20 protein-coding genes are annotated in these 19824 nt (G+C 62.1%); 9 read left to right on the forward strand and 11 right to left on the reverse strand.

Annotated elements, in window-relative coordinates; genetic code table 11:
- Nucleotides 1–21: 21 nt before the first annotated feature.
- Genes GIB19_RS01805 through GIB19_RS01815 form a run of 3 tightly spaced genes read left to right on the forward strand, consistent with a single transcriptional unit; the run spans nucleotide 22 to nucleotide 2125 of the window.
- Nucleotides 22–720 (forward strand): hypothetical protein, encoded by a 699-nt coding sequence (locus GIB19_RS01805; protein ID WP_099430548.1) that lies wholly within the window; start codon nucleotides 22–24, stop codon nucleotides 718–720.
- A 49-nt stretch (nucleotides 721–769) separates the two neighbouring features.
- Nucleotides 770–1432 (forward strand): hypothetical protein, encoded by a 663-nt coding sequence (locus GIB19_RS01810; protein ID WP_099430547.1) that lies wholly within the window; start codon nucleotides 770–772, stop codon nucleotides 1430–1432.
- Nucleotides 1433–1447: 15 nt separating this feature from the next.
- Entirely contained in the window at nucleotides 1448–2125 is a 678-nt protein-coding gene (locus GIB19_RS01815; RefSeq protein WP_274883092.1) for a hypothetical protein, read from the forward strand.
- Here GIB19_RS01815 and GIB19_RS01820 read toward each other — a convergent pair.
- The 9 genes from GIB19_RS01820 to GIB19_RS01860 all read right to left on the reverse strand — a co-directional run bounded on the left by GIB19_RS01820 (nucleotide 2103) and on the right by GIB19_RS01860 (nucleotide 13204).
- Nucleotides 2103–2699 carry a MarC family protein gene (locus GIB19_RS01820; RefSeq protein WP_099430545.1) on the reverse strand — a complete coding sequence of 199 codons (597 nt, stop codon included), beginning with the start codon at nucleotides 2697–2699 and terminating at the stop codon, nucleotides 2103–2105. The genes GIB19_RS01815 and GIB19_RS01820 overlap by 23 nt on opposite strands.
- Nucleotides 2700–2752: 53 nt before the next feature.
- A complete protein-coding gene (locus GIB19_RS01825) occupies nucleotides 2753–5524 on the reverse strand; it encodes a hybrid sensor histidine kinase/response regulator (protein ID WP_274883096.1) in 2772 nt (923 codons plus the stop codon).
- 135 nt (nucleotides 5525–5659) lie between these two features.
- Nucleotides 5660–6955, reverse strand: a complete 1296-nt coding sequence (gene purD / locus GIB19_RS01830) for a phosphoribosylamine--glycine ligase (protein ID WP_186677431.1) — start codon at nucleotides 6953–6955, stop codon at nucleotides 5660–5662.
- Between the two features lie 135 nt (nucleotides 6956–7090).
- Nucleotides 7091–8698 carry a bifunctional phosphoribosylaminoimidazolecarboxamide formyltransferase/IMP cyclohydrolase gene (gene purH / locus GIB19_RS01835; protein ID WP_085272339.1) on the reverse strand — a complete coding sequence of 536 codons (1608 nt, stop codon included), beginning with the start codon at nucleotides 8696–8698 and terminating at the stop codon, nucleotides 7091–7093.
- An 80-nt stretch (nucleotides 8699–8778) separates the two neighbouring features.
- A complete protein-coding gene (gene fis / locus GIB19_RS01840) occupies nucleotides 8779–9099 on the reverse strand; it encodes a DNA-binding transcriptional regulator Fis (protein ID WP_012274390.1) in 321 nt (106 codons plus the stop codon).
- On the reverse strand, nucleotides 9096–10109 hold the full coding sequence (gene dusB / locus GIB19_RS01845; protein ID WP_027592597.1) for a tRNA dihydrouridine synthase DusB: 1014 nt from the start codon (nucleotides 10107–10109) through the stop codon (nucleotides 9096–9098). The genes fis and dusB overlap by 4 nt, the downstream gene beginning before the upstream one ends.
- A gap of 174 nt (nucleotides 10110–10283) precedes the next feature.
- Complete coding sequence (locus tag GIB19_RS01850) at nucleotides 10284–11696, reverse strand: DUF3426 domain-containing protein (RefSeq protein ID WP_274883112.1); 1413 nt, start codon at nucleotides 11694–11696, stop codon at nucleotides 10284–10286.
- A gap of 39 nt (nucleotides 11697–11735) precedes the next feature.
- The gene (gene prmA, locus GIB19_RS01855; RefSeq protein WP_027592599.1) at nucleotides 11736–12614 is read right to left on the reverse strand and encodes a 50S ribosomal protein L11 methyltransferase; all 879 of its coding nucleotides are present in this window, start codon (nucleotides 12612–12614) and stop codon (nucleotides 11736–11738) included.
- A gap of 134 nt (nucleotides 12615–12748) precedes the next feature.
- Nucleotides 12749–13204, reverse strand: coding sequence for a MaoC family dehydratase (locus GIB19_RS01860; RefSeq protein ID WP_027592600.1), 456 nt, complete (start codon nucleotides 13202–13204; stop codon nucleotides 12749–12751).
- Between the two features lie 143 nt (nucleotides 13205–13347).
- On the opposite strand from GIB19_RS01860, the gene GIB19_RS01865 reads away from it, so the two are divergent.
- The 3 genes from GIB19_RS01865 to GIB19_RS01875 are packed head-to-tail and all read left to right on the forward strand — an operon-like array spanning nucleotide 13348 to nucleotide 15023.
- Nucleotides 13348–13710: a CidA/LrgA family protein gene (locus GIB19_RS01865; protein ID WP_027592601.1), complete on the forward strand. Its 363-nt coding sequence runs from the start codon at nucleotides 13348–13350 to the stop codon at nucleotides 13708–13710.
- Nucleotides 13707–14423 (forward strand): LrgB family protein, encoded by a 717-nt coding sequence (locus GIB19_RS01870; RefSeq protein WP_274883116.1) that lies wholly within the window; start codon nucleotides 13707–13709, stop codon nucleotides 14421–14423. The genes GIB19_RS01865 and GIB19_RS01870 overlap by 4 nt, the downstream gene beginning before the upstream one ends.
- 9 nt (nucleotides 14424–14432) lie before the next feature.
- A complete protein-coding gene (locus GIB19_RS01875) occupies nucleotides 14433–15023 on the forward strand; it encodes an LON peptidase substrate-binding domain-containing protein (protein WP_274883118.1) in 591 nt (196 codons plus the stop codon).
- Between the two features lie 119 nt (nucleotides 15024–15142).
- Here the strand turns inward: GIB19_RS01875 and GIB19_RS01880 are convergent, their stop codons facing one another.
- Both GIB19_RS01880 and GIB19_RS01885 read right to left on the reverse strand, forming a co-directional pair.
- Nucleotides 15143–16459 (reverse strand): bifunctional DedA family/phosphatase PAP2 family protein, encoded by a 1317-nt coding sequence (locus GIB19_RS01880; protein ID WP_099430540.1) that lies wholly within the window; start codon nucleotides 16457–16459, stop codon nucleotides 15143–15145.
- A gap of 3 nt (nucleotides 16460–16462) precedes the next feature.
- Nucleotides 16463–17131, reverse strand: coding sequence for a DNA-3-methyladenine glycosylase (locus GIB19_RS01885; protein WP_274883120.1), 669 nt, complete (start codon nucleotides 17129–17131; stop codon nucleotides 16463–16465).
- A gap of 296 nt (nucleotides 17132–17427) precedes the next feature.
- On the opposite strand from GIB19_RS01885, the gene GIB19_RS01890 reads away from it, so the two are divergent.
- The 3 genes from GIB19_RS01890 to rsfS are packed head-to-tail and all read left to right on the forward strand — an operon-like array spanning nucleotide 17428 to nucleotide 19822.
- A complete protein-coding gene (locus GIB19_RS01890; RefSeq protein ID WP_085272342.1) occupies nucleotides 17428–18699 on the forward strand; it encodes a glutamate-5-semialdehyde dehydrogenase in 1272 nt (423 codons plus the stop codon).
- 1 nt (nucleotide 18700) lies between these two features.
- Nucleotides 18701–19360: a nicotinate-nucleotide adenylyltransferase gene (gene nadD / locus GIB19_RS01895; protein ID WP_274883123.1), complete on the forward strand. Its 660-nt coding sequence runs from the start codon at nucleotides 18701–18703 to the stop codon at nucleotides 19358–19360.
- A gap of 42 nt (nucleotides 19361–19402) precedes the next feature.
- Nucleotides 19403–19822: a ribosome silencing factor gene (gene rsfS, locus GIB19_RS01900; protein WP_274883124.1), complete on the forward strand. Its 420-nt coding sequence runs from the start codon at nucleotides 19403–19405 to the stop codon at nucleotides 19820–19822.
- The last annotated feature ends 2 nt before the right edge of the window (nucleotides 19823–19824 follow it).

Below are 19824 nucleotides of genomic sequence, written 5' to 3' on the forward strand. Positions count from 1 at the left end.
AACTTACGAAGAGTAATAGCCATGACCGACGAACTTGTTGCCAAGCGTTTAGAAGTGCTCCCTGGTGGTAGTGTGTTTGTGTTCCCCGAGCACATGAAGATCGACAGCTGTGAAGCCGTCAAAAACTGCCACCAGTTTGCTTCACAAGCAGCCTCTGCCCAGTTTCATCCCAGCAAGCAAGCTGTTCAATGGTTCGAATGTTATATCGAGATGGTCCAGGCTACTGGCTGGGTTGTCAATTTGTATAAAACGAACACGGTCACCAGTAGCACCATGAAGCTGGAACTCAGTAACCTGCTTGGCCAAGGGCTGAAGATCGCATTGGGTGCGGCTACGGGGGGTGTCCTCGGTGCGGCGAAAGAAGTAGGGGAGGCTGCTGTACAGATGTTGGCGGAGTCCCCCGATACAGTTAAATTGTTCGATCGAACGTCCGAAGAAGATGACTGCACTGCACTGAGCCTGGCCTTTTGTGATGAATCGGAAAAAGGTGAAGTTGTCATGCTGCTGAGTGCTGCACAAACGGATGCCGACCCCAACAAAAAAACCAACCCGTTGTTGTTTACCTGGACCAGCAGCGGCGGCACGGTCTACACCTCGACTGCCAAGCTAAGCCTCCATAGAAGTTTGTACGAGGATAACAAAGACGTGCTCGTCAGCCGTCTTGGCGGGGAGTCTCGCAAGGTCTTGCTGTCTGCGCCACTCAAGCGCCGCAAGGGCTGAATAAGGGGCCGGGAGCCAGCGTTCCCGGCCTTCCTTGAGGAGACGAGCTATGCCGTATGAATTCTGCATGTGGCTGAACGGCAATGCGTTGGTGCTATTACCTCGCGCTTGGGCGGCATCGGAAGTTGATGCGCAACTTGATGTCCAATTGGCAGCGTACGTCAAGGCGGAGCATGAATTCTCAATGTTTCACGAATATTGGGATTGGTGCGCTGAATACAGGGAAAGCCAACGCGATTTTGGCTGCAGTTTTGTTGAAATAAAGCCGGCCGAGAGGCCCAAGGCAGTTTCACAGCCTTTCAAGTGCTTGCGCGAAACCGTTCTTGCTGCGTTGCCAGTTCAATATCGGGACGGCGCCATGCGTTGTCTGGACGCTTTTTGCCTACCGCCGGAGCATGCAGCCCTTAAAGCACTCTGGGTTGAATGCGTGCGGCCAGCGCAATCTGGAAAACCTTCGACGTTGGTCACTGAGCTACGTGTGGTTATGCCAGGGGTGGTTATCGTGAGCGCTCAGTTAAGGTTCGAGAGCCAGGTTTCAGTTGAAGTCGACTGGTCCAGGCAGCGCTTCGACTCTGCCTCCCTGGGTGACATCAGTATTCAATGCACACAATATTTAATTAATGATGTCGTGCTGAACAGCATTCGGGATGAACTCCATCAACGGTATGCTCCGCTGAGGGCAGCGTACAGTTTGAAGATGCCGACAGTTTAAAATAAGGAACAACGTATGACTGATACATCTGAAAAACTATCAGCTGCCAGTGTTGTTTCTGGTAGTGTCATGTCTTTTGGTGCTAATTGCCTTGTTGAAGACCGGGAAGACATTATGCTGGCAAATATTTTTGCACAGCAAGCGACACGTCAGGAATATGCCTCTGGGTTGAACCTGGACTGGTTTGCCAATTATCGACGTAAGCTGAGTTTTCTCGGCTGGGACGCTACCCCGCCGCCCAACATTCGACGAAGTGGGGGAGACAGAGCCAGTGTGGTAGCAGAGGCAGTCAAAGCCATCGAAGCAGCGGGTTCGACGGCACTTGCGGAGGTCGCTCAGGAGTCCTCGGAAGTGTTAAGGAGTAATGATTATGCCTTGAAAGCATTTGAACTGAATGCGATAAGTGGGAACCGGCTGCACTTTCAGATGCTGCCGTGCATTCGTCACTCAGGTGATTTCTATGACATGGTGGTATTTCACTCGGAATTCGACATGCCACTGGAATTCAAAATAGATGGCTTTCTTTTTCTACCTTTTGGCTTGCAGTTCAAGAATGCAGTACAAAGCGCCGAGTTGATTCGTTTCAATCTCAGGCTATTTCGCAATGAGTTCAAAGCGAAACTGGCCAACGTGAAGAAAAACAATCGGGCACTGATACACAATATTCCACTCAGGCGCTCAGATAGCCTTTGATCCCGGTAAAGATGATCTGCGCCGCCAGGGCACAGACGAACAATCCCATCAAACGGCTGACGATCTGCAGGCCTTGGTCGCCGAGAATCCGCTCAATGCCGTGCGAGAGGTACAGCACCAGGCCCACGGTGAAGCTGGCCAGCGCGATACTGGCGATGGCCAGCAACTTGTCGTCCCAATGCGGCTGGCCCACGCCCATCACCAACAGGGCACCGATGGTGCCGGGGCCGACGGTCAGGGGGATGGTCAATGGCACGATGGTCACGTCCTGCTGAACGTTGTCGGCCTGCACCGCCGGTTTGCCCTGCGCCATGCCCAACGCCGAGATGAACAGCACGCTGCCGGCACCGATGCGGAAGGCGTCGGCGGTGATGCCGAAAATGCCGAAGATCGCCCGGCCGAACAGGTACAACAGCACGCTGGCGACCAGGGCGGCGAAGGCAACCTTCCAGGCCAGTTGCTTGCGCTCCTTGCTGGAATGGCCGCGGGTCAGGCTGATGAAGCACGACAGCACAAAGAATGGGCTGTAGAGCACGAGCATCTTCAGGTAGACACTGAACAACTCATGGAGCATGGGTTGGGATCCTCGGCTGCGATGGGTGCCTGTCGATGCATCGTCGGCATTGCTTACGGGATAGGCGCCGGATCCGTCTTGGCTTCCCGGTGATTCGCCCAATATTGGATCAGCTCGCGCAATTGCGACAGCTCCACCGGCTTGGCCATGTGCCCATCCATGCCCGCCAACTTGGCGCGCTCCTTGTGCTCGGCAAGGATGTGCGCGGTCAGCGCCACCACGGGCGTACGTGGGCGCTGGTGCGCGGCTTCCCATGCGCGCAGTTGCTGGGTGGCCGAGAAGCCATCCAGCACTGGCATTTCGCAATCCATCAGTACCAGGTCATAGCGCTGCGCCTTCATGGCTTGCAACGCTTCTTCACCATTGCATGCCGTGTCTGGCTCGAGGTTGAGCTTGCCCAGCATGCCGCGGATCACTTTGGTCGAGATGCTGTTGTCCTCGGCGACCAGCACGCGGAAGTCGCGGGGCAGGTCCAGTGCTTGCGGCACACCGGGAGGGGTGGCCGGCACCGCTTGCTCACGGCCACGTTGGGCCAGCTCTTCGGCCAGTGTGGTCTTCAGCGTATAGCCTGCCACCGGTTTGGCGAGTATCCGCTTGACCCCGGCATTGCGTGCGATGACTTTGCTCGGCGCGTTGCTGATGCCCGTGAGCATTACCACCAGGATGTCGTGGTTAAGGCTAGGGTCTTCCTTGATCTTGGCCGCCAGTTGCATGCCGGTCATGCCGGGCATGTTCTGGTCCAACAGCACGGCATCGAAGTAGTCGCGCAGGTGCGCCTTGGTGCGCAGCAATGCCAGCGCTTCCTTGCCGGAAGGCACCGCGCTGACATTCATGCCCCAGGCGCTGCACTGCTGCACCAGCACCTTGCGGCAGGTGTCGTTGTCGTCCACCACCAGTACCCGCGCATCGCGCAATGGGCCATCGAGGTCGGCGGGCGGTTGTTCCAGGCGCGAAGGGTCCAGCGGCAGGGTCAGCCACAGGGTGTTGCCCATGCCGCTGCTGCTCTTGATGCCGAATTCACCCTGCATCAGGCCGATCAACTGCTTGGCGATGACTAACCCGAGGTGGCCGCCGAGCTTGTTGCTGGAGAGGAAGTGATGGCTGTGCAGCTCGGCTTGCAACAAGGCTTCGCGCTCGGCGGCGGGCAACGGTTCGCCGCTGTCCTGCACGGCAATGCGCAAACGCGGCGCTTCGCCACGTTGGTCGAGTGCCACCACCAGCAGGATCTCCCCCTGGTCGGTGTTTTTCAGGGCATTTTCCAGCAGGCTCGACAGTGCCTGGCGCAGGCGCGTTGGGTCGCCACTGATCACGCGAGGCACTTGAGGCTGGGTGAAGCTGATCAGCTCGATGTTCTGCTGTTCGGCCTTGGCCCGGAAGATGTTCAGGCAGTCCTCGATCAATGCATTGAGGTCGAACTGCACATCGTCCAGTTCGATCTGCCGGGACTCAAGCTTCGAGATGTCGAGAATCTCGTTGATCAGCGTCAGCAGCTCGTTGCCGGCGCTGTGGATGGTCTGCACGTAGTCGCGCTGCTTGACCGACAGCGGCGTGCCGAGCAGCAGCTCGGTCATGCCCAGCACGCCGTTCATGGGCGTGCGGATTTCGTGGCTGATCTTGGCCAGGAACTCGGCCTTGGCGTTGATCTCGGCATCGCTGGCGGCCAGGGCGCGGCTGGCGCTGAAGCGCTCTTCGCTCATGCGTCGCAGGCGTTCGCTGACCGCCAGGTTAAGCAAAAGGCCGCAAATGACGGTCAAGCCCATGAGCACGCACAGCAGCCACGGCGTCGACGTGCGGGTCAGGCCCAGAAGCGCGGGCAACAGCACCAGGCCGCCAAGGTTGTAGACCCCCATGGCGAGGGTGAACAGGCGTGCGGGTGCGTAGCCCTTGTACGAGTGATAGGCACTGACCAGCAGCATGCTGACGCTGCCCAGGGCCAGCAGGGCATAGGTCATCAGGTTGAGTGGCAAGGTGTCGACGAACAGCAGCACCAGGCCGCTGACCGCAGCCACCAGCATCTCGCCCTGCAACAGGCGGTTGAGCCGCGGCGAATGGCATGGCGAGAAGAAATGCAGGGTGAAATACAGGCCAGCCAGGCCTGCAAGGACCAGGGTGAGGTAGGCCGCTGGCGTTTGCGCACTGTGCCACACGTGCCACCAGGGGCCGCTGAGGTTGAGCAGGATCAACCCGCTGAGCAGCATCAGGCCGTGGTAGAGCGCCAAAATCAACGTGGTGGTGGAGCGGCCATAGAGGAAGCGGATCAGGTTGTGCAGGATCAGCATCACCAGGCCGCCGAACAGCATGCCGAACAGCAGCGGTTGGGTCTGGTCGGAAGCGGCCACGGCCGCGGGCTCAAGGCTGATGGCCGGGCGCAGTTGGTGCTCGGACACCAGGCGCAGGTAGATGTCCAGCGGCTGCCGGCTGTTGGGCAATGGCAGCACATGGTCGCTGCCGCGCAGGGTCGGGCTGGCATTGCCGGCCTGGCGCCCGTGGTGCAGCTGACGCAGTAATTTGTCGCCCTCGAGGGCGTAGAGGTCCAGGCCTGAAAGGTCTGGGGCAAACACCCGTAGCAGTTGCTCCTGATCGCCAGGTTCCAGGCGATAGTGCAGCCACAGGGCTTGTTCGGCAGGGGCGGCATCCAGGTCGCTGAGCAGCAGCGGGCTGAACTGGTTGCGGTAGCGATCGGAGCGCACGTCGCTTAATTGCAGGTTGGCCTGTTCGTCGAGCAGAACGGACCAGCCTCCGCCTTCTTCGGCCGAGGCCGGGAGCAGGCAGAGCAGGGTCAGCAAGCTGACGATCAGAGCTGTGGCAATCCGAAGCCGACGCACTACGAAATCCCTTCTTAGCCGATGTGCCGGATACTAACTATGCGCGGCGCGCCAAGTCGAAGGCAAGGCCCAGAAAGGGCCCTGTCGACGAGCCGAAGGCCGTGGGCGCAAGGCGTCACGGCGCTTCGGTAAAGGTTACTGCTGGTGTTCACCGCGCTCGCGGGCAATGGCCCGGTAGCCGATGTCGGTACGGTAGAAGCTGCCGTCCCACTTGACCTGCTCTGCCAGGCGGTAGGCCTGCTGCTGAGCGGCTTCGACGGTTTGGCCCAGGGCGGTGGCGCAGAGCACACGGCCGCCGGCGGTAACCACTTGGCCGTCTTTCAGGGTGGTACCGGCATGGAACACCTTGCCTTCGAGCTTGGCGGCAGCGTCCAGGCCGCTGATCGCGTCACCCTTGGCGTAGTCGCCCGGGTAGCCACCGGCAGCCAGCACGACGCCCAGGCTCGGCCGTGGGTCCCACTGGGCTTCAACCTTGTCCAGCGCCTTGGCGAAGGCGGCTTCGATCAGCAGCACCAGGCTCGACTCCAGGCGCAGCATGACCGGTTGGGTTTCCGGGTCGCCGAAGCGGCAGTTGAACTCGATGACCTTGGGGTTGCCCGCTTTGTCGATCATCAGGCCGGCATAAAGGAAGCCGGTGTAGACGTTGCCTTCCTCGGCCATGCCGCGCACGGTCGGCCAGATGACTTGGTCCATCACGCGCTGGTGCACGTCGGCGGTCACGACTGGGGCAGGCGAGTAGGCGCCCATGCCACCGGTGTTCGGGCCGGTGTCGGCGTCGCCGACGCGCTTGTGGTCCTGGCTGGTGGCCATTGGCAGCACGTTGTGGCCGTCGACCATGACGATGAAGCTGGCTTCTTCGCCGTCCAGGAACTCTTCGATGACCACACGCGAACCCGCATCGCCAAAGGCGTTGCCGGCCAGCATGTCACGCACGGCGTCTTCGGCTTCTTGCAGGGTCATGGCGACGATCACGCCTTTGCCCGCAGCCAGGCCGTCGGCCTTGATCACGATCGGCGCACCCTTTTCCTGCAGGTAGGCCAGGGCTGGCTCGATTTCGGTGAAGTTCTGGTAGTCGGCGGTCGGGATCTTGTGACGTGCCAGGAAATCCTTGGTGAAAGCCTTGGAGCCTTCGAGCTGTGCGGCGCCTTTGGTGGGGCCGAAGCAGTCCAGGTTGCGGCTGCGGAACAGGTCGACGACACCTGCGACCAGCGGCGCTTCTGGGCCGACGATGGTCAGTTGTACGTTCTGTTCGGCGAAGTCGGCCAGTTGCTCCAGGGCGTTGACGTCGATGGCGACGTTTTCGCACTTGGCTTCAGTGGCGGTGCCGGCGTTGCCCGGGGCAACGAAAACTTTCTCGACGCGTGGGTCTTGGGCGACTTTCCAGGCCAGGGCGTGCTCACGGCCGCCGCTGCCGATGATCAAAACTTTCATGTCAAAACCTCTGTTTGGCGGCGTACTTCGCCCGCTGTGGGAGCGGGTTCACCCGCGAATGCGATGCTGGGCTTACCGCCGCATTCGCGGGTGAACCCGCTCCCACAGGGGCCGAGGTACGGCCGGCCATCTTGATTAGTGGCGGAAGTGGCGCATACCGGTGAACACCATCGCGATGCCGGCTTCGTCGGCTGCGGCGATGACTTCGGCATCACGCATCGAACCACCTGGCTGGATCACGGCGCTGATACCCACTTTAGCCGCATTGTCGATGCCGTCACGGAACGGGAAGAACGCATCCGACGCCATGACCGCACCTTGAACCTGCAGGCCAGCATGCTCGGCCTTGATTGCAGCAATGCGAGCGGAGTTGACGCGGCTCATCTGGCCGGCGCCGACGCCGATGGTCTGGCGCTGCTTGGCGTAGACGATGGCGTTGGACTTGACGAACTTGGCCACTTTCCAGGCAAACACCAGGTCGTGGATTTCTTGCTCGGTCGGGGCACGCTTGGTGACGATTTTCAGGTCATCGGCGGTGATCATGCCGATATCGCGGCTCTGCACCAGCAAACCACCGTTGACGCGCTTGAAGTCCCAGCCGGCAGCACGCTCAGCTGGCCATTCGCCGCATTCCAGCAGGCGAACGTTCTGCTTGGCGGCGACCACGTCGCGGGCGGCCTGGGAGATTTTCGGGGCAATGATCACTTCGACGAACTGGCGCTCGACGATGGCCTTGGCGGTTTCGCCATCGAGCTCGCGGTTGAAGGCGATGATGCCGCCGAAGGCCGACTCGGTGTCGGTGGCGTAGGCCAGGTCGTAGGCCTTGCGGATGCCGCCTTCGTCTTCCGGTACCACGGCCACGCCGCACGGGTTGGCGTGCTTGACGATGACGCAGGCAGGCTTGACGAAGCTCTTCACGCACTCCAGCGCGGCGTCAGTGTCCGCCACGTTGTTGAACGACAGCTCCTTGCCTTGCAGCTGGATGGCGGTGGAGATGCTGGCTTCACCCTTCTTGGCTTCGACGTAGAACGCCGCGCTCTGGTGCGGGTTCTCGCCGTAGCGCATTTCCTGGGCTTTGACGAACTGGCTGTTGAAGGTGCGCGGGAATTCGCTGCGTGCTTCAGTGCTCAGGGTGTCCTTGGCCTGGTCGATGGTGCCCATGTAGTTGGCGATCATGCCGTCGTAGGCGGCGGTGTGTTCGAACGCCTTGAGCATCAGGTCGAAGCGCTGGGCGTAGGTCAGGCCGCCGGCTTTCAGGCCGTCGAGGACGCTGGCGTAGTCGCTGGCATTGACCACGATGGCAACGTCTTTGTGGTTTTTGGCAGCGGAGCGGACCATGGTCGGGCCACCGATGTCGATGTTCTCGATGGCGGTCGGCAGGTCACAGCCTGGCTTGGAGATGGTGGCTTCGAAGGGGTACAGGTTGACGGCGACCAGGTCGATCGGCTTGATGCCGTGCTCGTTCATGATGGCGTCGTCGATGCCGCGACGGCCCAGAATGCCACCGTGGATTTTCGGGTGCAGGGTCTTGACCCGGCCATCCATCATTTCGGCGAAGCCGGTGTAGTCGGCCACTTCCACCGCGTTCACGCCGTTATCCTTGAGCAGCTTGTAGGTGCCGCCAGTGGACAGGATCTCGACACCGAGCTGCTGCAGCTCACGGGCGAATTCGAGGATACCGGTCTTGTCGGAGACGCTGATCAGGGCGCGGCGGATCGGCAGGCGGGTAGTCTGGTCGGTCATTTCGGATTCCATAACGCGGTGGAGTCAGCAAAAAAGGCGCCTCTGTTCAGGGAGCCGCCTTTTCTGATTGGGATTCTGGCTTACAACAAGTCGTACTGCTTGAGCTTCTTGCGCAGGGTGCCTCGGTTGAGCCCGAGCATCTCGCTGGCCTTGGTCTGGTTGCCCTTCACGTAGTTCATCACGCTTTCAAGCAGGGGCGCCTCGACTTCGGAGAGCACCAGGTTGTACACGTCCGTGACGGTCGCGCCTTCCAGGTGGGCGAAGTAGTTGTGCAGCGCCTTCTCGACGCTGTCGCGAAGGGTCTGGCCCTCTTCGCTCGGCGTGTTGAGGTGCTGTTTCAGGTTGGCGTTGTCGCTCACGGGCGTTGTTCCACTCACAAATGTCTCGGTCATCATCGTCATGCGGCCACCCCTTGTCCGTCCTCTGTCTCAAGGCTCTGTCGACGTTCACTGAAAAACGCGCGAACGTTGGCGCACTGCGCTTGTGTGTCTTCCAAAGCATTGAACCGGGAGCGAAACTCCTTGCCGCCGGGTCGTGTTGCCAGGTACCAGCCAACGTGCTTGCGGGCGATACGTACGCCCATCACATCGCCATAGAAGGCATGCAGCGCGGCCAGGTGCTCTAGCAGGATGCGTTCCACTTCGTCCAGCTGCGGGGCCGGCAACTGTTCGCCGGTCCGCAGGTAATGCTCGATCTCGCGAAAGATCCAGGGCCGCCCTTGGGCAGCGCGGCCGATCAACAGGCCATCGACCCCGGTGGCGTCCAGTACCGCCCGGGCCTTTTCTGGCGAGGTGATATCGCCGTTGGCAAATACCGGGATAGACACCGCCTGCTTGATGGCAGCGATGGTGTCGTATTCGGCTTCGCCTGTGTACAGGTCGGCGCGTGTGCGGCCATGCACCGCTAGCGCCTGGATGCCGGCCTGTTCAGCGATCTTCGCCACATTCAGGCCGTTCTTGTTCGCCCGATCCCACCCCGTGCGGATCTTCAGCGTCACCGGGACGTCCACGGCGCCTACCACGGCGTGGAGAATCTCGCTGACCAAGGCTTCATCTCTCAATAAAGCAGAGCCTGCAGCTTTGTTGCAGACTTTTTTTGCCGGGCAGCCCATGTTGATGTCGATGATCTGGGCGCCCGCTTCGACGTTGGCCTTTGCCGCCGCTGCCATCATCTGGGCATCCCCGCCGGCGATCTGCACCGAGCGCGGCTCGGGATCGCCTTCGTGAATGCGGCGCAGGCTCGACTTGCGGCTGTTCCACAGGCTCATGTCGCTGGACACCATCTCCGACACCACCATGCCTGCGCCCAGGCGCTTGCAAAGTGTTCGGAAAGGCTGGTCCGTGACCCCGGCCATGGGGGCGAGGATCAGGTTGTTTCGCAGTGTGTATGGGCCGATGCGTACCGCCGACATAGGTGATCCCTGTTGTGGGGCCGAATCTTGGAGTTCGAAAAAGGGTGGGCATGATACCCGCTCTCGGTGACCGGATAAAGATGGATTTGGATAAAATCTGAACAGTTGTCGGCTTATGACTTTTGGTGTGGGTAGGCGAGGCTGGGGGCACAAAGTGCCCCCAGGATCAGCCGATTACTCCGGCGAGCGGAAGCTCAGGCTGTAGTTCACGGCTTTGGGGCCTGGGTCGAGGATGTCCAGGGCGATGTGGATCGGGGTCTGGCTGGGCATCTCGCCGCGCCCGGCCAGTTCGCCGGAAAGGTACTCGCTGGGCTTGAAGCGCCGGCTGGCGATCAGTTGGCCATTGAGGTCGGCGAAACGCAGCTCGAGCAGCGGGAACGGCTGGGCGAAGGGGGCGCGGTTGTAGATGATCGCATCGACGATCAGCGCACCCTTGAAGTCAGGGTGGCTGCGCACCACCAGGTTGCTGCTCTTGATGCGGGCGATGTCGACGCGGGTCGGCACTTCGCAGCCGAACAGCGGGCATACCTGCTGGAAGATCGGCCGGTACTGGTCCTGGCGGGCCATTTCATCGAAATGGAACCACACGTACTGGAACGCCAGCAGGCCTGCAGCCAGCAGCGTCAGGAAGCCCCACAGCAAGCGCTTGCCCCAGTTGGGCTGGGGCTTTTCCCAGCCCAGTTGCAGCGGGTCGTCGACCACGTCGACCAGCGGTTCCTTGCGCGGCGCACGCTCGGGTTTGCTGGACAGGCCAGGCTCCAGGCGTTCACCGGGCAACGGCTCTACAGGGTCGTCGTCGTGGGCCGACAAGTGCAGGTCCAGTTCGTCATCGTCGCGCGCGCTGAGGCCCTTTTCCGGGGCAGGGTCGTGGCTGGCAGCGAAGTGCTCGCTGACGAACGCATGGTGCTCGTCGGCCTCGATGTCGCGCCGTACGGGGGGCTCGTCGTCGATGTCCAGGTCCAGGTGGCCGCCCAGGGTCGGCTCGGTGCGATCGCCTGGGGCGGGCTCCAGGTCCAGTGACTCCTGCTCGAACGCTTCCTGTTCCAGCGCGTGCTGTGTCAGTAGCGTGGGTGCAGGTTCAGGCGCCTGTTCAGGCTCGAAGCGGTCGTCGGTGGCGTTGCCAAACAGCTCATCGGTATGAGCGTCTGGCTGATGTTCTTCACGGCGGGCCTGCAAACCGTTGTCCGCGCTGGGCGGGCGAGCGGCGGCAGGTTCGCCACGACGTTCAAGGCGGGCCAGCTCTTGGTCCAGGTCCAGTTCATCCAGGGCCTGGGCCGTGAGTGCCCAGTCGTCCTCAGGGGGCGCTGGGCGTTCGCTGGCGGGGGGATCGGGCGTGACCGCAGGCTCGGCAATCGGCTCGGCAGGTGCTGCGGGTGCGGCGGGTACCACTGGCGCCACGGGCACCCTAGGTTCCACAGGCACGCTGGCATCACCGGCGCGGTTCTGCTCCAGCAGTTGCTTTGCGGCGTTGAACACCTGCAGGCAATGGCCGCACCGCACCACGCCGCGCGCCACACTCAACTGGTGATGGGTGACGCGAAAGCTGGTCTGGCAATGCGGGCACTGGGTGACGAAACTGTCGGTCATGCGGCGATCCGGGGTTGTACAAAAGTTATTCTAGCGCGCTTAACGGCGGCGACCACTGATGCGCACCCAACCATCGCGTACGGCGATCGGGTCCAGCTCGAAGTCGGCGGCGTAGGCAGCAGCCACTTCATCGCCTTGTTCGGCAAGGATGCCCGACAGTGCCAGCAGGCCACCAGGGCGGACCAGGCCAGACAACTGTGGCGCCAGCGAGACCAGCGGGCCGGCCAGGATGTTGGCGACCAGTACGTCAGCCTGCATGGCCGGCATGTGCTCGGGCAGGTACAGCGCCAGCTTCTCGTCGGCGATGCCATTGCGCTGGGCATTGTCGCGCGAGGCTTCAATGGCCTGCACGTCGATGTCGGTACCGACCGCTTCGCGCGCGCCCAGCAGCAGGGCGGCGATGGCCAGAATCCCCGAGCCGCAGCCAAAGTCCAGCACCTGGGTGCCTTCGAGTTGCTGGCCGTCGAGCCATTCCAGGCACAGGGCGGTGGTCGGGTGGGTGCCGGTGCCGAACGCAAGGCCCGGGTCGAGCAGCAGGTTTACCGCGTCCTTGTCCGGCGCTTCGTGCCAGCTTGGCACGATCCACAGGCGGCGGCCGAAGCGCATCGGCTGGAAGTTGTCCATCCAGCTGCGCTCCCAGTCCTGGTCTTCGATCACTTCAGCCTGGTGCTCGGGCAGTTCGGCGCCGGTCAGCAGGCGGACGTGGGCGAACACCTGCTCGGGCTCGGCATCGGCCTCGAACAGGGCCAGCAGGTGAGTGTGCGACCACAGCGGGGTGGTGTTGAGGTCGGGTTCGAAGATCGGCTGATCTTCTGCGTCCACGAACGTGACCGAGACAGCGCCTACTTCAAGCAGGGCGTCTTCGTAGGTTTCGGCTTGTTCCGGGCTGATGGCCAGGCGTACTTGCAGCCAGGGCATGGCGGGCACCTTTGGTAAATCGACAGGGGCAGCCCGAGGCTGCGCGAAGGCTCGCAGTTTACGCGAGTGCGCGGAGTTTGTGGATTGTATCGGGGGCCTGTCGCGAATGGGGCGCACAGCGCCCCGGCGATCACTCAGACAAAACAGAGCGACAGGGACTCCGCTATATAAGCAGGCTTCTCTTCCCCTTCGATTTCCAGCGTGGCGATTGCCTTGAGCAGCCACTGGCCGGGTTTTTTCTCGAGCACTTCGGCGAGATCGATCTTAAGCCGCACCTGGCTGTCGACCTTGACCGGTTGAATGAACCGCACGCTGTCCAGCCCGTAGTTCACGACCATCTTCAACCCTTGCGGCAGGACCAGGATGTCCTCCATCAGCGTAGGGATCAGCGACAGCGTCAGGAAACCATGGGCGATCGTGCAGCCAAACGGTGTTTTCGCCGCTTTCTCCGGGTCGACATGGATGAACTGAAAATCGCCTGTGGCTTCGGCAAACAGGTTGATGCGCTGTTGGTCGATTTTCAGCCAGGCAGAACGGCCCAGTTCCTTGCCAACGTACTGCGAAAGCTCTGTAACCGGTACATAGGGCATCGCGACTCTCCAGGTTGTGAGTTGGTACGAAGGTGCAAGATCAGCACGCCCCACCGTTTCAGTCAAGTTGCGCGTTTTTCGGCGATTATCGGCTTATACCCTTAGCGTGCTTATAATGGCCGCCATGCCCGAGGGAGGTGCTTATGCTGTTGCGTGGTTTGACCTGGCTGGTGTTGTTTCAACTGCTGGGTACGGCGATCAATCACCTGTTTGTGCCGTTTTTGCCGGGGCCGATCATCGGCCTGTTGCTGCTGCTGTGCTTCCTGATGGCCAGGGGGGAGGTCGGCAAGCCGCTCAATGAAGCTGCCAGCAGCTTGCTGCGCTACCTGCCACTGCTGCTGGTGCCGCCGGCGGTGGGGGTGATGGTGTATGCCAAGGACATCGCCGCCGACTTCTGGGCGATTGCCGGTGCACTGTTCATTTCATGCCTGCTGACCCTGGTGTTCGTCGGCGTGTTGATGCAGAAGCTCATCCACCGCCAAGGCAAGCACGAGGAGCAGCCATGATGCTCGACTGGCAAGGCGCGCTCGATGCAGTCATCCACCATCCTTTGTTTGGCATCGGCATTACCCTGGGGGCCTATCAGGTCGTGCTTGCGGGCTATGAGAAGACCCGATGGATCTTCCTGCAGCCGGTGCTGGTGTCGATGCTGCTGGTAATTGGCGTGCTGCTGGTGTGCGGCATCGACTACAGCGAGTACCGCCAGCGTACCGAGATCATGAACACGCTCCTGGGGCCTGCCACTGTGGCCCTGGCCGTGCCGCTCTACCTCAACCTGCGGCGTATTCGCCAACTGTTCTGGCCGACATTTACTACGCTGGTAATCGGAGGCCTGTTCGCTACGGTCTGCTGCCTGCTGCTGGGCTGGTGGTTCGGCGCCGAACACATGATCCTGATGACCATGGCGCCGAAGTCGGTGACATCGCCGATCGCCATGCTGGTGGCCGAGCAGATTGGTGGTGTGGCGGCGCTGGCCGCGGTGTTCGTGCTGATCACTGGGGTCATCGGCGCGATCTTCGGCCCGGCGCTGTTGACCCGCCTTGGTGTGTACAGCCCTGAGGCACGCGGCATGTCGCTGGGCGTGACCGCGCATGCGGTGGGCACTTCGGTGGCCCTGCAGGAAAGTGATGAATGCGGCGCTTTCGCCGCGCTGGCGATGAGCCTGATGGGGGTGGCCACGGCGGTGTTCCTACCGCTGGCGGTCAGCCTGGTGGCTTGAGGAGTTGTGATGACGCTACCGCTGTTTCCCCTCAATACCGTGCTGTTTCCGGGGTGCTTCCTCGATTTGCAGATTTTCGAGGCGCGCTACCTGGACATGATTGGCCGCTGCATGAAGCAGGGCGAGGGCTTTGGGGTGGTGTGCATCCTGGAAGGGGAGCAGGTTGGCAAGGCGCCACCGACGGTTGCTTCGATCGGTTGCGAGGCGATGATCCGCGACTTCGTGCAGCAGGATAACGGCTTGCTGGGTATCCGTGTCGAAGGGGTGCGGCGTTTCAACCTGGAGCAGACCGAGGTGCAGAAGGACCAGTTACTGGTCGGGCAGGTGCAGTGGTTGCCGGAGCTTCCTGATAGCCAGCTGGGCGAGGCGGACGACGACCTGCTGGCGTTGCTGGTTGCCCTGGGTGAGCACCCGATGGTCGAGGCGCTGGACATGCCGCGGCCGGTGGATGGGCAGCAGGCGTTGGCCAATCAGCTGGCGTATCTGCTGCCGTTCATGGAAGAGGACAAGCTGGACCTGCTGAGCATCGACTCGCCGCAGTTGCGGCTGGAAGAGATTCAAAGGCTGTTGGAGCGGATTCAGGGTGAGCTGTTTGCCTGACTGATCACTGTGGCTTGTTGTGGCCTCTTCGCGGGGCAAGCCCGCTCCCACAGGTGTGGTGCATTGCAGGCTGCCTGTGGGAGCGGGCTTGCCCCGCGAAGAGGCCACATCAGGCAACATCAATACTGATACCGTTCCAAAGCCTGCGGCAGCGCGTGCATGGCAAAGAACGCCAGCAGCGCGACACACGCCGGCAGCACCAACCACCACACCCGCAGCGGCAACGCTGGAAGCGGCTGGCGATGCTGCACCACGGTCAGGCTAACCGCGCAGACGCAGCACGCCAGCAAGGCCCCGGCCAGAATATCGGTCGGCCAGTGCGCCCCCAGGTAAACCCGCGACAACGCAATCGCCAAGGCAGGAATGCACCCCAGCAACACCCAGGTCAGGCGCATCCGCGGCGGCTGACCACGCCCTGCCAACACCGCCATTACCAAGAAGAACGCAAACGACGCCGAGCTGTGGCCGCTGGGCATGCTGTAGCTGGTCAGTGGGTCGGTCAGCACCTCGGGCCGCGCGCGGGCGAACAGCCACTTGAGCGTGCCATTGGCAATCGCCGTACCCATCAATGCCCCGCCCGCAAACAGTGCATGGCGCCATTGTTGGGCGAGCAGCAGCAGGCCGGTCAGTAGCCCGCCGAGGAAAAACTGCGTGCGAAAATCACCCAGCCGTGTCACGAGTACCACGGTACCGTCGATGACTTGGCTGCGGTGTTCCTGCACCAGTGTCATCACGCCCTGATCGAATTCGTGCAGGTACGGCCAGCCCAGGAATACCCCGGCCAAGGCCGCGAAGCTCAACGCGGCGATCAGCCGAGTGCCGTGGCGTTGATCGCGGATGCTGCTGTTCAGGCTCAGTCCGATGAGCACCGCCAACGCACCGGCAAGGATGCCCGCATCCAGCCAGAAGCCTTCCGGTAAAGGCAGGCGCATGGCGGCGCCCGTGGCCCAGCCAGGCAGCAGGTAGGCAACCGACCAGCCGGCGCCTGCCACCAGGCTGACGGCGATGAAGCGTGGCAGTGGCATGTCGAACATGCCGGCGACCATCGGCAGCATTGGCCGCAGCGGCCCGATGAAGCGCCCGACCAGCAGGCTGGCGATGCCATAACGCTGGAAGTAGGTTTCGGCGCTGCCGATCCATTCCGGGTGATTGCGCAGCAGTGGCAGGCGGCGGATGTTCTGGTGGAAATACTTGCCGACGGTGTACGACAGTGCGTCACCCAGCAAGCCACCGAGAAAACCCAGCAACAGCGTTTCGCCCAGGCTGAAGGTACCGCTGCCGGCCAGCACGGCGACCGCGAACAGCAGCACGGTGCCAGGCACGATGATGCCGGCAATGGCCAGGCATTCGATGCAGGCCACCAGGAAAATCGCCAGGCCAAGCCACTGGGGGTTGGCGCTTAGCCAGCCGGTCAGGCTGTCGAGCCATTGGCCCATGTGTCAGTTTCCTTGTTGATGAATGAAGAAGTCTCGGCCTTCGACTTGGCCGCGTCGCAACGGGTTCCGTGTACAGAAGCGGGCGTATTCGGCGTCGACGAAGCGGTACGGCAGGTGCTCGTCGCGGCCCTGCGGGATACCCAGGCGCGCAGCCTGGATCACCCGCGGAACGGCGATGCCGCAGTCGTCGACGTACAAGTGCTCAGGGTCGAACCGCTGCGCGTCCCAGCGCGGCACTTTCAGGTCCAGTGCACGGCATAGCAGGGTCTGGCCTGCGCACAGCCGCTCGGCCGGGCGCAGGTTGCCGCTGGCGTCGGGGTTGTTCAGTTGCATCTGCGCCAGGCTGTTGGCGTCCGAGAGGTCATCCTGCCAAGGGTAGGCGGACTTGATCAGCACCGCATTGCCCGGGCCATGGGCGCTGAAGTTCAACGAGTCGCCACCGCGGGCGTAATACATGTAGATGTGCCCGCCGTCGAGGAACAGGGCCTTGCGCTTTTCCGTATACCCGAGCGAGGCATGGCTGCCTTTGTCGGTCAGGTAGTAGGCCTCGGTCTCGATGATGCGCGCGGCCAACCACAGGTCGCCCTGGCGATGGCGGATGACCTTGCCCAGCAAGTCCTTGGCCAAGGTCTGGGCGTCACGGTCGAAAAAGCGGTCGGGCAGGGCTGGCATGCTGGCGGTTCGTGGCTTCAATGGGCTGGATGATAGCAATGAATGGCTTAATCGAGGCTGAACCGGGTGGGTGGTTGAATGGTATCTGCATGTTTCTTTGGGGAGTTGAGAGGTGTTCGTCTTGGGGGATTTGGTGCCTGGAAGATAGAGCACCGCCCGCGCGGCGCCCGATCTCCTTAGCCCCAAAAAAAACCACCCAAGCCCGCCATTTTGTACCATCCGCCACCCGCCGCTGGGCGTATACCTGCGCGACAGTTATAATCAGCCGATTTCCCCTTCGCCAAGACACCGAACCCATGACTGAGTCCGTTCTTGACTACATGACCCGTTTGGGTCGCGCTGCTCGCCAGGCTTCCCGGGTGATCGGCCGTGCCAGCACCGCGCAGAAGAACCGCGCCCTGCAAGCGGCTGCCGATGCACTGGACGCTGCCCGCGCCGAGTTGACCGCCGCCAACGCGCTGGACCTCGCCGCAGGCCGTGCCAATGGCCTGGAGCCCGCACTGCTCGACCGCCTGGCGCTGACCCCGGCGCGTATCGACGGCATGATCACGGGCCTGCGCCAGGTGGCCAGCCTGCCGGACCCGGTCGGTGCCATCCGCGACATGAGCTACCGCCCATCGGGTATTCAGGTCGGCAAGATGCGTGCACCCCTGGGGGTGATCGGGATCATCTACGAATCGCGCCCGAACGTGACCATCGATGCCGCCAGCCTGTGCCTGAAGTCCGGCAATGCGACCATCTTGCGTGGCGGCTCCGAGGCCATTCACTCCAACCGTGCCATCGCCACCTGCATCCAGCGTGGCCTGGCCGAGGCCGGCCTGCCGGCGGCGGTAGTGCAAGTGGTCGAGACCACTGATCGCGAAGCCGTGGGCGCGCTGATCAGCATGCCCGAGTACGTCGATGTGATCGTGCCGCGCGGTGGCCGTGGCCTGATCGAACGTATCAGCCGCGATGCGCGGGTGCCGGTCATCAAGCACCTGGACGGCATCTGCCATGTCTACGTCAGCGAACATGCCGACCTGGACAAGGCCTGGCGCGTCGCTTTCAACGCCAAGACCTACCGCTACGGCATCTGTGGCGCCATGGAAACCCTGCTGGTCGACCAGCGTGTAGCCGAGCGCTTCCTGCCGGAAATGGCCCGCCGTTTCCAGGAAAAGGGCGTCGAGCTGCGTGGCTGCGAGCGCACGCGTGCGCTCATCGAGGCCAAGCCGGCCAGCGAAGACGACTGGCACACCGAATACCTGGATGCGATCCTGTCGATTCGTGTAGTCGATGACCTGGACCAGGCCATCGAACACATCAACCACTATGGCTCGCACCACACCGATTCGATCATCACCGAGCACCAGGGCCAGGCCCGCCAGTTCATGGCAGAGGTCGACTCGGCGTCGGTGATGCTCAATACCCCAACCTGCTTCGCCGACGGTTTCGAGTACGGCTTGGGCGCGGAGATCGGTATCTCCACCGACAAGTTGCATGCCCGCGGCCCGGTTGGCCTGGAAGGCCTGACCTGCGAGAAGTACGTGGTGATCGGCGACGGCCAGCTACGCGGTCAGGAGTCTTGCTGAGTTGAGCAAGGCCCAGGCAGTCCGGCGCATCGGCATTCTAGGCGGCACCTTCGACCCCGTTCACATCGGCCACCTGCGCAGCGCGCTGGAAGTGGCCGAGTTGATGGCGTTGGACGAGTTGCGCCTGTTGCCCAATGCCCGGCCGCCGCACCGCGACACCCCGCAAGTGGCCGCGCAAGATCGCCTGGCCATGGTGCGCAGCGCCGTGCGGGGCGTCGCTTGCCTGAGCGTGGATGCCCGCGAGCTTGCCCGCGACAAGCCGTCGTACACCATCGACACCCTGGAGTCGATCCGCGCCGAACTGGGCGCTGACGACCAGCTGTTCCTGGTGTTGGGTTGGGATGCCTTTTGTGGCCTGCCCGCCTGGCACCGCTGGGAAGAGCTGCTGCAACACTGTCACATCCTGGTGCTGCAACGCCCGGATGCCGACGTTGAACCCCCTGACGAGCTGCGCAACCTGTTGGCTGCGCGCTCCGAGAGCGATCCCACCGCCATGTCCGGCCCGGCGGGAAATATTTCGTTCGTCTGGCAGACACCGCTTGCGGTGTCGGCTACACAGATCCGACAGCTGCTGGCCAGCGGCAAATCGGTGAGGTTCCTGGTGCCGGACGCCGTACTGGCCTACATCGAGGCACACGAACTGTATCGTGTGCCTAACTGACGGTGCTCCGGCACCTCATCCAACAAGTTGAACGAGTTTTATATGACCAAGCAGAAAATTTACGGCGAAGAACTGGTCCAAGTGACCAAGGCAGCGCTGGAAGACGTCAAGGCCCAGGATATCCAGGTCATCGACGTGCGTGAAAAGCACAGCCTGACCGACTACATGATCATTGCCACCGGTACGTCCAACCGCCAGATCAACGCGATGGCCGAAAAGGTCCGTGAAGCCGTCAAGGCGCAGGGTGCCCAACCCTTGGGTGAAGAAGGCAAGGGCGACAGCGACTGGGTGCTGCTGGACCTGAACGATGTCATCGTGCACATGATGACCGCCGCTGCCCGCCAGTTCTACGACCTGGAGCGCCTGTGGCAGGGTGCCGAGCAAAGCCGTGCCGCCGACGGCAAGCACCACAGCCCGGACCACGCCCACGAGTACTCCGACAAGCTCAAAGACCGGGAATAAGG

Origin of the sequence: Pseudomonas sp. ITEM 17296, assembly GCF_028895205.1 — a bacterium.
Taxonomy (GTDB): domain Bacteria; phylum Pseudomonadota; class Gammaproteobacteria; order Pseudomonadales; family Pseudomonadaceae; genus Aquipseudomonas; species Aquipseudomonas kermanshahensis.

Coding starts and splice junctions, on each gene's coding strand:
- GIB19_RS01890 (WP_085272342.1), top strand. CDS start 17,428: ATGACTGAGTCCGTTCTTGACTACATGACCCGTTTGGGTCGCGCTGCT.
- fis (WP_012274390.1), bottom strand. CDS start 9,099: ATGACGATGATGACCGAGACATTTGTGAGTGGAACAACGCCCGTGAGC.
- GIB19_RS01865 (WP_027592601.1), top strand. CDS start 13,348: ATGCTGTTGCGTGGTTTGACCTGGCTGGTGTTGTTTCAACTGCTGGGT.
- GIB19_RS01880 (WP_099430540.1), bottom strand. CDS start 16,459: ATGGGCCAATGGCTCGACAGCCTGACCGGCTGGCTAAGCGCCAACCCC.
- GIB19_RS01875 (WP_274883118.1), top strand. CDS start 14,433: ATGACGCTACCGCTGTTTCCCCTCAATACCGTGCTGTTTCCGGGGTGC.
- GIB19_RS01810 (WP_099430547.1), top strand. CDS start 770: ATGCCGTATGAATTCTGCATGTGGCTGAACGGCAATGCGTTGGTGCTA.
- GIB19_RS01850 (WP_274883112.1), bottom strand. CDS start 11,696: ATGACCGACAGTTTCGTCACCCAGTGCCCGCATTGCCAGACCAGCTTT.
- dusB (WP_027592597.1), bottom strand. CDS start 10,109: ATGTCGGCGGTACGCATCGGCCCATACACACTGCGAAACAACCTGATC.
- prmA (WP_027592599.1), bottom strand. CDS start 12,614: ATGCCCTGGCTGCAAGTACGCCTGGCCATCAGCCCGGAACAAGCCGAA.
- purH (WP_085272339.1), bottom strand. CDS start 8,698: ATGACCGACCAGACTACCCGCCTGCCGATCCGCCGCGCCCTGATCAGC.
- GIB19_RS01820 (WP_099430545.1), bottom strand. CDS start 2,699: ATGCTCCATGAGTTGTTCAGTGTCTACCTGAAGATGCTCGTGCTCTAC.
- GIB19_RS01860 (WP_027592600.1), bottom strand. CDS start 13,204: ATGCCCTATGTACCGGTTACAGAGCTTTCGCAGTACGTTGGCAAGGAA.
- GIB19_RS01870 (WP_274883116.1), top strand. CDS start 13,707: ATGATGCTCGACTGGCAAGGCGCGCTCGATGCAGTCATCCACCATCCT.
- rsfS (WP_274883124.1), top strand. CDS start 19,403: ATGACCAAGCAGAAAATTTACGGCGAAGAACTGGTCCAAGTGACCAAG.
- GIB19_RS01805 (WP_099430548.1), top strand. CDS start 22: ATGACCGACGAACTTGTTGCCAAGCGTTTAGAAGTGCTCCCTGGTGGT.
- GIB19_RS01885 (WP_274883120.1), bottom strand. CDS start 17,131: ATGCCAGCCCTGCCCGACCGCTTTTTCGACCGTGACGCCCAGACCTTG.
- GIB19_RS01815 (WP_274883092.1), top strand. CDS start 1,448: ATGACTGATACATCTGAAAAACTATCAGCTGCCAGTGTTGTTTCTGGT.
- purD (WP_186677431.1), bottom strand. CDS start 6,955: ATGAAAGTTTTGATCATCGGCAGCGGCGGCCGTGAGCACGCCCTGGCC.